9 protein-coding genes are annotated in these 8,696 nt (G+C 65.9%); 2 read left to right on the forward strand and 7 right to left on the reverse strand.

Features of this window, described 5'->3' with window-relative positions:
- The 7 genes from EOA23_RS28130 to EOA23_RS28160 all read right to left on the reverse strand — a co-directional run.
- The coding region (locus EOA23_RS28130) for an aldose 1-epimerase (RefSeq protein WP_127306552.1) at positions 1-607 on the reverse strand (607 nt) is incomplete at its 3' end.
- Positions 607-1,362 carry an SDR family oxidoreductase gene (locus tag EOA23_RS28135; protein WP_127306553.1) on the reverse strand — a complete coding sequence of 252 codons (756 nt, stop codon included), beginning with the start codon at positions 1,360-1,362 and terminating at the stop codon, positions 607-609. The genes EOA23_RS28135 and EOA23_RS28130, both read right to left, overlap by 1 nt.
- A gap of 10 nt (positions 1,363-1,372) precedes the next feature.
- Positions 1,373-2,104, reverse strand: coding sequence for an ATP-binding cassette domain-containing protein (locus EOA23_RS28140; protein WP_127306554.1), 732 nt, complete (start codon positions 2,102-2,104; stop codon positions 1,373-1,375).
- Positions 2,105-2,108: 4 nt separating this feature from the next.
- Complete coding sequence (locus EOA23_RS28145; RefSeq protein ID WP_127306555.1) at positions 2,109-3,086, reverse strand: ABC transporter permease; 978 nt, start codon at positions 3,084-3,086, stop codon at positions 2,109-2,111.
- A gap of 78 nt (positions 3,087-3,164) precedes the next feature.
- Positions 3,165-4,142, reverse strand: coding sequence for a sugar ABC transporter substrate-binding protein (locus EOA23_RS28150; protein WP_127306556.1), 978 nt, complete (start codon positions 4,140-4,142; stop codon positions 3,165-3,167).
- Positions 4,143-4,165: 23 nt separating this feature from the next.
- Positions 4,166-5,368, reverse strand: a complete 1,203-nt coding sequence (locus tag EOA23_RS28155; RefSeq protein WP_127306557.1) for a mandelate racemase/muconate lactonizing enzyme family protein — start codon at positions 5,366-5,368, stop codon at positions 4,166-4,168.
- The gene (locus EOA23_RS28160) at positions 5,368-6,066 is read right to left on the reverse strand and encodes a FadR/GntR family transcriptional regulator (protein WP_245474366.1); all 699 of its coding nucleotides are present in this window, start codon (positions 6,064-6,066) and stop codon (positions 5,368-5,370) included. Before EOA23_RS28160 ends, EOA23_RS28155 begins: the two co-directional genes overlap by 1 nt.
- A gap of 132 nt (positions 6,067-6,198) precedes the next feature.
- On the opposite strand from EOA23_RS28160, the gene EOA23_RS28165 reads away from it, so the two are divergent.
- Together EOA23_RS28165 and EOA23_RS28170 are read left to right on the forward strand one after the other, a co-directional pair.
- Positions 6,199-7,098, forward strand: a complete 900-nt coding sequence (locus EOA23_RS28165; protein WP_127306558.1) for an SMP-30/gluconolactonase/LRE family protein — start codon at positions 6,199-6,201, stop codon at positions 7,096-7,098.
- 125 nt (positions 7,099-7,223) lie between these two features.
- The gene (locus tag EOA23_RS28170; protein WP_127306559.1) at positions 7,224-8,462 is read left to right on the forward strand and encodes a patatin-like phospholipase family protein; all 1,239 of its coding nucleotides are present in this window, start codon (positions 7,224-7,226) and stop codon (positions 8,460-8,462) included.
- Positions 8,463-8,696 lie beyond the last annotated feature (234 nt).

Here is an 8,696-nt window from a genome sequence, read left to right on the forward strand (position 1 = left end):
CCAGCGGCAGCGGGATAGGACGATCGAAATCCCAGCCCGGATGCTCCCTCACCGGCACGACGCCGACAGGCAGATGGCGCTCGTCCTCCAGCCAGACACATTTCGCCCTGGCCTCCAGGAGGGTTGTATCGCCGCGTGGGAACCAGGGATGGAAACCGAGGCCGTAAGGCAGGCGCATGCCGGCGCGGTTCTCGACAGCGAGGCTCGCCTTCAGCGCGCCGTCACGCAGGGTGTAGGTGACGGTAGCCGCATAGCGGTAAGGCCCGATAGCGCCCCCGTCGAGCAGCAGCTCCGCCTCGGTGTCAGTCTGGCGCACAAGCCGCCACGGCTTCTGGAAACCGTCGCCATGGATCGGAAAGGCCTCTCCCGTGACGTTCGGCTCGACCGCATGGAAGCGGCCTTCGAACTCGAAGCCGCCGCCGGAGATGCGGTTCGACCACGGCACGAGAAGCTGGCAGCCGGACGTGCCGGTGCCGTCCCCCGGCTTCAGCAGCGGAACCGGCGCGCCGCCGGCGACGAGCGCGTCGTAGCGGGCGATCGCTGCGCCTTCATCGGGCGCCAGGACCAGCCTCGCCTGCCCATCCTTCAGCTCGACTGCGCCGGCCATCACCAGCCGCCATCGATGGCGATGTTCTGGCCGCTGATCATGTCGGAAGCCGGCGAGACGAGGAACAGCACGAGATCGGCGACATTGTCCGGCTCGATGCGCTTCTTCAGGCTCTGGTTGGCGAGGATCCAGTCATTGTATTCCTTCAGCCGGTCGCCGAAGACGCGCTCCTCGGCTTCCGAAACCACGGCGCCCGGCGACACCGCGTTGACCCTGATGCCATGCGGCCCGAGCTCGCGCGCCAGCGATTTGGTGAGGCCGAGCATGGCGCCTTTCGATGCGACATAGGGCACATAGCCGTCCCAGCGGCCGTTCAGCGTGATCGAGCAGAAATTGACGATCTTGCCGTAGCCCTTGGCCTTCATGCCCGGGGCGCAGGCCCTTGCCAGCGCGAAGGCGGCCGAGGAGTTGACGCGGATCTGGTCCTCATACTCGGCGAGCGAGAATTCCTCGAACGGCCGGTTGATGATCAGCGCCGCGTTGTTGATCAGGATGTCGATGCCGCCTTCCTTCGCCGCCAGCGCGGCAACCGCCGCTTCCGCCTCGGCCAGCCGGTTGAGATCGCAGCCGACAAAGGCGATATCGCCCGCGGCCTGGCTGGCTAGCCCGGCGACGATCTCCGCCGCGTTCACGGCATCGGGACGGTCAAGCACCATAACGTGCGCGCCGGCCCGCGCCAGCGTCACAGCCTGGGCCCGGCCGAGCGAGCCCAGGCCACCCGTCAGCAGCACCTTACGACCAGCGAGCGCCTTCATCGGCTCCTCCTCACAAGACAGAATGGACTTCGTCGATCGATGTGTCGGCGACGCGCTTGTCCAGCACCACCTCGCCGCGCGCCATCGCCACGATGCGGTCGCAGCAGTCGAAGACGTGATGCATGTTGTGGCTGATGAAGACGCCGGTCACCCCCTGCTCCTTCAGGCCGCGCACGAAGCCGATCACCTTGTTGGTCTCCTTGACCGAGAGATGGTTGGTCGGCTCGTCGAGGATCATCACCTTCGACTTGAAATGCATGGCGCGCGCGATGGCGACGCCCTGGCGCTGGCCGCCGGACAGCTCGCCGACGAGCGCGTCGGGCGAGCGCAGATGCAGGTCGACATTGGCGATGGCGCGGATGCTCTCCTCGGCCATCTTCTTCTGGTCCAGGATGCCGACGCCGAGGATCGAGAACCGGGTCGGCTCGCGGCCGATGAACAGGTTCCTGGCGATCGACATGGTGGGGACCATCGAGTTGTACTGGTAGATGGTCTCGATGCCGAGATCCATGGCGTCGCGCGGGGTGGCGATGCTGACTTCCCTGCCCTCGACCTTGATCTCGCCCTTGTCCGCCCGGTGGACGCCGGACAGGATGTTGATCAAGGTCGACTTGCCGGCGCCGTTGTCGCCGACAAGGCCGAGCGCCTCGCCGCGCTTGAAGTCGAGCGAGACGCCCTTCAGCGCACGCACGCCGGAATACCATTTGTGCAGGTCGCGCACCGAGATGATCGCGTCGTTCACCGCTTCAGCCCTCCATCTTGATCGCCTTGGCGCGCTTGCGCATCCAGGCATTGGCGACGACGGCGAAGATGGTGAGGAAGCCGATTGCGAACTTGAACCAGTTGGCGTCGACATGGCTGAGCACAAGGCCGTTGTCGATGACGCGGATCAGCGTCGTGCCGATGATGCCGCCCATCACCGTGCCGATGCCGCCGGTGAGCGAGGCGCCGCCGATGACCGCGGCGGCGACCGCCTGCAGTTCCAGCCCCTCGCCGATCGAGGGCAATGGCGAGCCCAGCCGCAGCACCTGCAGCATGCCGGCGAAGCCCGACAGCACCGAGCACAGCATGAAGCAGACGATCTTGACCCTGGCGGTCGGGATACCCATCGAGGCGGCGGCCGGCAGGAAGCCGCCGGTGGCCTTGATCCAGTTGCCGAAATTGGTGCGCGACAGCATCAGCGAGGTCAGCAGCGCGACCGCCGCGAACCACAGGAACGACATGCGGAACATATTGCCGGGGCCGACAAAGGAGGTGAACAGCCAGTTGGGCAGGTCGATGGGCAACAGCGGCGGGAAGCCGCCCGAGACCACGACCGTGAGCGAGCGCGCCATGAACAGCATGCCGAGCGTCGCGATGAAGCTGGGTATCGCGAAGCGGATGGTGACGTAGCCGTTGATGAAGCCGATGGCCGCGCAGACCAGCAGCCCGGCCAGCAACGCCAGCGGGAACGGCCAGCCATGCACCATCAGCACCGCCATGGTCATCGGCATCAGCGCGAAGACCGACCCGACTGAAAGATCGAACTCGCCGCTGATCATCAGGATGGTGACGCCGATCGCGACGAGGCCAGCCTCCGGCAGGATGCCGAGAATGCCGCGCAGATTGTCGGCGTTCAGGAACACGCCATGCGAGCGCACCTGGAACAGGACGATGAGCAGCACCAAAAGGATCAGCCCGGCCAACTCCGGTTTTTCGAGATAGGTCTTGAACAGGCGCTTCAACGAAAGGCTCCGGGTTCGGGATGAAGACGCATCGGCGACGGCAGACGCCGCCGATGCAGGTCTCGCGGTTTGGACGGCTTATCTCAGCCCTTGGGCGGACAGCGCCATGATGCTGTCGGCTTCCTTCGGCCGCACGATGCCCTGCCCAGTGTCGATGTCCGAAGGAGCAAGACCGATCTTCTTGTTGAGATAGGCCTCCATCACCGGCATGAAGCCCTGCATGTAGGGCTGCTGGTCGACCAGCGCCTGGACATAGCCCTTCTGCATCTGCTGCAGCACTTCCGGAACGAGGTCGAAGCCGCCGAGCAGCACCTTGCCGGGCGCCACTCCGCGATCGGCCAGGACGCGCGCCACGCCGGCGCACCAGAAGCCGGTGTCGAAATAGGCCGTGGTGTCGGGATGGGCGTTCAGATAGGCGCCGACGCGGTCGGAGGTGATGGCGAGATCGGTGCCGCTGTCGATGCGCTCCCACGACACGTCGCGATCCTTGTGAGCGGCCTTGTATTCCTCAAGGAACTGCATGATGCCGGCGCCGCGGCTTTCGGACCAGTTCTGGCCGGGCGCGGAAATGCCGACCAGCACCTTGATCGGACCGTCCTTCGGGAAGCTCTCCGAAATCGCCTTGGCGAGCGAGTAGCCGGCCGGCTTGAAGCCTTGGCCGACAAAGGCCTGCCGCGCATTGCCCTTGGCGCCCTCGGTGTCGTCGACATTGACGGCGATGACCAAAACGCCGGCGTCGCGCGCCTCCTTGATCACGTCATCGAAGGCATGGTCGTCGACGATGGAGGTCAAGAGCGCGTCAGGCTTGGCGGCAAGTGCGGCGCGCATGTTGGCGACCTGCTGCTCGACCGAGCCCTCGGTCTGGGTGAAGACCATGTTGCAGGTCGCCTCGACTTTGCCGCAGGCATCGTCGAAGCCCTTCTTCACCGCCTGCCAGAACGTGTTCGAGGCCGATGAATGATGCGTGAAGACGATGTTGAGCCCGTCGGCGCGGGCCGCGGATTGGCCGCCAATCAGGGCGACACCGAGCAATAGCATTGCGGTGAGTTTCTTCATGTCTGTTCCTCCCTTTGGATCTTTCAGATGCTTGTCGCGTCGCTGACGCGACGGTCGACGGTGTAGGCGCGGCCGAGGTCCGGATTGAGCGCCAGTCCCAGGCCCGGCCCGGGCGGCACGGTGATCATGCCGTCCTTCACTTCCGGCAGCGCGGTCACCAGGTCGCGGTACCAGGTGCGGTAGAAGGCGCGCACGCTTTCCTGGACGAGCGCGTTGGGCGCGTTGAGCGACAGATGCGTCGAAGCTGCGAGCACGACCGGACCGGTGCAGTCATGCGGCGCCACCGGCAACCGCCATGCTTCGGCCATCGAGGCGATCTTGCGCGCTTCCGACAGGCCGCCGCACCAGGAAATGTCGAGCATGACGACGCCGGCCGCTCCCGTTTCCAGCAGGTCGCGAAAAGCCCAGCGGCTGCCGAGCGTCTCCGAGGCCGAGATCGGTGCCGGGCTGGCGGCCGCGTAGCGCTTCAGGTCGCCGAGGCTGTCCATGCGGATCGGGTCCTCGTGCCAGTAAGTCGCGTATGGCTTCAGAGCGCGCGCGATCCTCATGGCCGGCAGGAGCTGCCACATGGAGTGGAACTCGACCATGATGTCCATCTTGTCGCCGACGGCTTTGCGAATCTTTTCAAACGGTTCGAGCGCCGCCTTCAAGTCGGCCGCGGAGATGTCGTTGCCGCGCGTCTTTTCGGCCGCGTGGTCGAACGGCCAGATCTTCATGGCGGTGATGCCGTCCTCGAGCAGTTCCTCGGCCAGTTCGCCGGCGCGAGTGAGGAAGGCGTTGAGGTCGTCATAATCCCGCCCGGCGCCGATGCCGTAATTGGCCGTCGTCTGGCCCTTGGCGTCCTTGATGTATTCGGTGCCGGCGCAGGTGTTGTAGGTGCGGATCGAACGGCGGCTGAAGCCGCCCAGCAATTGCGCGACCGGCTGGCCGGTCGCCTTGCCGAAAATGTCCCACAGCGCGATGTCGAAAGCCGAGTTGCCCCGCACCTCGGCGCCGCTGGAGCGGAAGCCGAGATAGCCGACGAGGTCGGCGGAGAGCAGGTCTATCTCGAGAGGATCGCGACCGATCACCCTGGGCGCGACATATTCGTGCAGATATTCCTCGACGGTGCGCGACAGGAAGAAGGTCTCGCCGAGCCCGGTGATGCCCTCGTCGGTATGGACCTCGACCCAGAGCAGGTTCGGCCGCTCCGCGATGCGGATGGTCTCCACGGCGCGGATCTTCATCAGGCGATCCCCGCATCGATGAGCGCCTTGACGCTCTTGTCGAAATGCTCGCCCATGTGCTCGGCCGCCAGCCGTGGGTCGCCCTTGAGGATGGCGTCGGCGATATCCTCATGGCCCGTGATCATCTTGAGCTGTGCCTCGTCGGAAGAACGGGTACGCCAGCCGATCACCCAGGTGCGGCGGGTGACGCCGCTGAAGGCGGTGACGATCAGCGAAAAGACCGGATTGTGCGAGGCCGCCGCGATCGCCTCGTGGAAGGCGATGTCATGCTCCATGACGGCCTCTGGGTTCCTGAAATTCTCGCGCATCAGCCGGGCCGATCGGCTAATGGCCGCCGCCTCCTGGTCGGTGCGGCGGAGCGCGGCAAGCGCAACGGTGCGCATCTCGATGGTGCGCCTGACGTCATAGACCTGCTGCACGCTGATCTGCTGGGTGGTGATGCCGTGCTCGATCACCATCGACATGGCGCCGGTGTCGAGCTTGGCGACGGTGGCGCGGCGCCCGGCGCTCATGTCAATCAGGCGCATCGCCGACAGCGAGCGGAAGGCCTCGCGCACGACGGTGCGGGAGACGTTGAGCTGGCGCGTCATGGCGGCTTCGCTGGGGAGCGGATCGCCGGGCGCAAGGCCCTCGGAGCGGATGTGCTGGGTGATCGCCTGAATCGCCGCGCTCACCAGGCCGGGGCTCGGCTCGCTCATTGATTCTGTCGGCTCCATCGATCCCTGCATATTGCTTCCTTAAAACCTGTATGACAGGTTGTTACCGTATTGCTCATAGTTCAGGCGAAAGATATATGTCAAGCTGATTTCCAAACGAGACGGAGGAGCTCAATGCCCGATATCGGAGCCGCCCTGGTTTTCGACGCGCGCGACGTGGTCGGCGAGAGCCTGGTCTGGGACGAAGCCCGAGCCATGCTGGTATGGGTCGACATCATCGGCCGCCGGATTCACCGGCTCAATCCGCTGAGCGGCGTCCACGAAAGCTGGCCGACACCGGATCTCGTCACCTCGATCGGGCTGAGAAAGGATGGCGGCGCCATCGTCGGCCTGCGCAAGGAGATCGCGCTTTGGGATTTCGGCGGGCCGTTCCGGACGATCGCGACGGTCGAGCCGGACAGGCCGGACACGCGGCTCAATGAAGGCGTCGTGGCGCCCGACGGCTCGTTCTGGGTCGGCACGATGGCCAACAATATCGGGCCGGACGACGCGCCGCGGGCCATCACCGGCGACGACGGGCGGCTCTATCGCGTCGATGCGGACGGCACGGTGACGGCGCTCGGCAAGGACCGGTTCGGCATCACCAACACCATGGTCTGGTTGCCGGGCGGCCGCTTCGTCACCGCCGACACGACGAAGAATGCGCTCTACAGCTACGCGTGGGACAAGGAAGCCGCGCGGCTCGGCGAGCGGCTTGTCTTCCTCGCCGATTTCCCGCGCGGCCGGCCCGACGGCTCATGCCTGGACGCCGAGGGCCACATCTGGAACTGCCGGGTGGTGGGCGGGAGCTGCGTGCTGCGCATCGCGCCGGACGGCAGGCCGGACCGGATCGCGGAGCTGCCCTGCGGCTGGCCGACGAGCTGTGCCTTCGGCGGCGCCGGGCTCGACACGCTGTTCGTGACCTCCGCACGCTTCACGATGAGCGCGGAGCATCTTGCCGCCAATCCCTCCGAAGGCGGCCTGTTCGCGCTCAAGCCCGGCGTGCGCGGCGTGCCGGCCAAACGTTTTGGATAATCTTCCCGGCGGTCGTGGCCGATTCCAATCCGTGAAGTTACGCGTTCCCCCACTTGCAAGAGGGCCGGCGCTGGGCTGGAATGGCCAAAGCCAAGATCGAGGACGCCGTAGTCCGGGGGGGCGCAATGGAACCGATTGCGGCCGGGTCAGCACCGGACGTGGACGACGGCAAGGCCGAGCGCTACGACCTCGGCCTATGCCTGTCGGGCGGCGGCTACCGGGCCATGCTGTTCCACGCCGGCGCGCTCTGCCGTCTCAACGAGGCGGGACTGCTCCAGAAGCTCGACATGGTGAGCTCGGTTTCGGGCGGCTCGATTGCGGCCGGGCTCTTGGCGGTGCTCTGGCCACGCTTCGTCTTCGCGGGCGGCGTCGCCAGCAATTTCGATATCTATCTGCACAGGATATTGGAGTTCTCGCAGGTCTTCGTCGACGCGCCGTCGATCTTCAAGGGCTTGCTCAACCCGTTTTCGAGCGCGGCGCGAGAAGTCGCCGCCTGCTATGAGCGGCGCTTGTTCGCTGGCTCCAGGCCGATGTTGAAGAGCCTGCCGGAGAAGCCCTGGTTCGTGTTCTGCTCGAGCAATCTCGGCACCGGCTCGCTGTTTCGCCTGTCGCGGCGCTACGTGGCTGACTATCGCATTGGCGTCGCGTATCAGGCCGACCTGCCGGTCGCGACCGCGGTTGCCGCCTCGTCGGCCTTCCCGCCTTTCCTGTCGCCGCTGAGGCTCGACCTCACGCCCTTCGCCTGGAAGAACGACAAGCTCGATCCTTCGGTCGGCGCGCCGGTGCCGCCTTCCCGAGCCGTGCTCACCGATGGCGGCGTCTACGACAATCACGGCATCGAGCCGGCGCTCAAGCGCTGCCGCTGGCTGCTGGTGAGCGATGCCGGCGCGCCCTGGCAGGCTTCGAAGGCGGGCTACTGGAACTGGTTCTCCCAGCTCAAACGCGTGCTCGACACCACCGACAACCAGGTGCGCTCACTGCGGCGACGGGACCTGGTGGCGCGCTTCCAGGCCGCCAAGGACGCCGACGATCGCGGACTGCCCAAAGACGCGAGCCGGCCCGACTATGCGGCGACGCGCGGCGTCTTCTGGTCGATCGCCAGCAAGCCGGATGCGACCGAGCCGAATTTCGTGCAGACCGCCGCGACCGCGCCGGCGGATATCGGCACCTCGCTGCATTTCCTGGGCAGCGAAGAGACGGTCGATTTGGTGAACTGGGGCTATTGCGCCGCCGACCAGGCGCTGCGGAGCTGGTATCAGCCGGCGGTGGCGCCGGGAAAAGGCGTGCCGCTCAAGCCGGGCGACGTGAAGCCGGGGCGCTGCGCGAGGGTTTCGAAGGCGGTGATGAGCGTGTTCAGGGTGTGAGGTGCTGTTCCTCGCCCCCGCCAAAGGCGGGGGAGAGGTGGCTCGGCGAAGCCGAGACGGAGAGGGGGAGCGCCCTACGAAGGCCCCCTCTCCGTCCGCTTCGCGGACACCTCTCCCCCGCCTTTGTGTTTGTGCTGGAGACAAGGTGAACGGGTGTTCGGGGACATCGTGGACGCTTTTGTTCATCACGAACTGCTGGGTTGTTTTTGTTGTTCGGCCTGTGGACCCTGTGGG

The sequence above is a fragment of the Mesorhizobium sp. M2A.F.Ca.ET.042.01.1.1 genome (assembly GCF_003997405.1).
GTDB lineage: Bacteria > Pseudomonadota > Alphaproteobacteria > Rhizobiales > Rhizobiaceae > Mesorhizobium.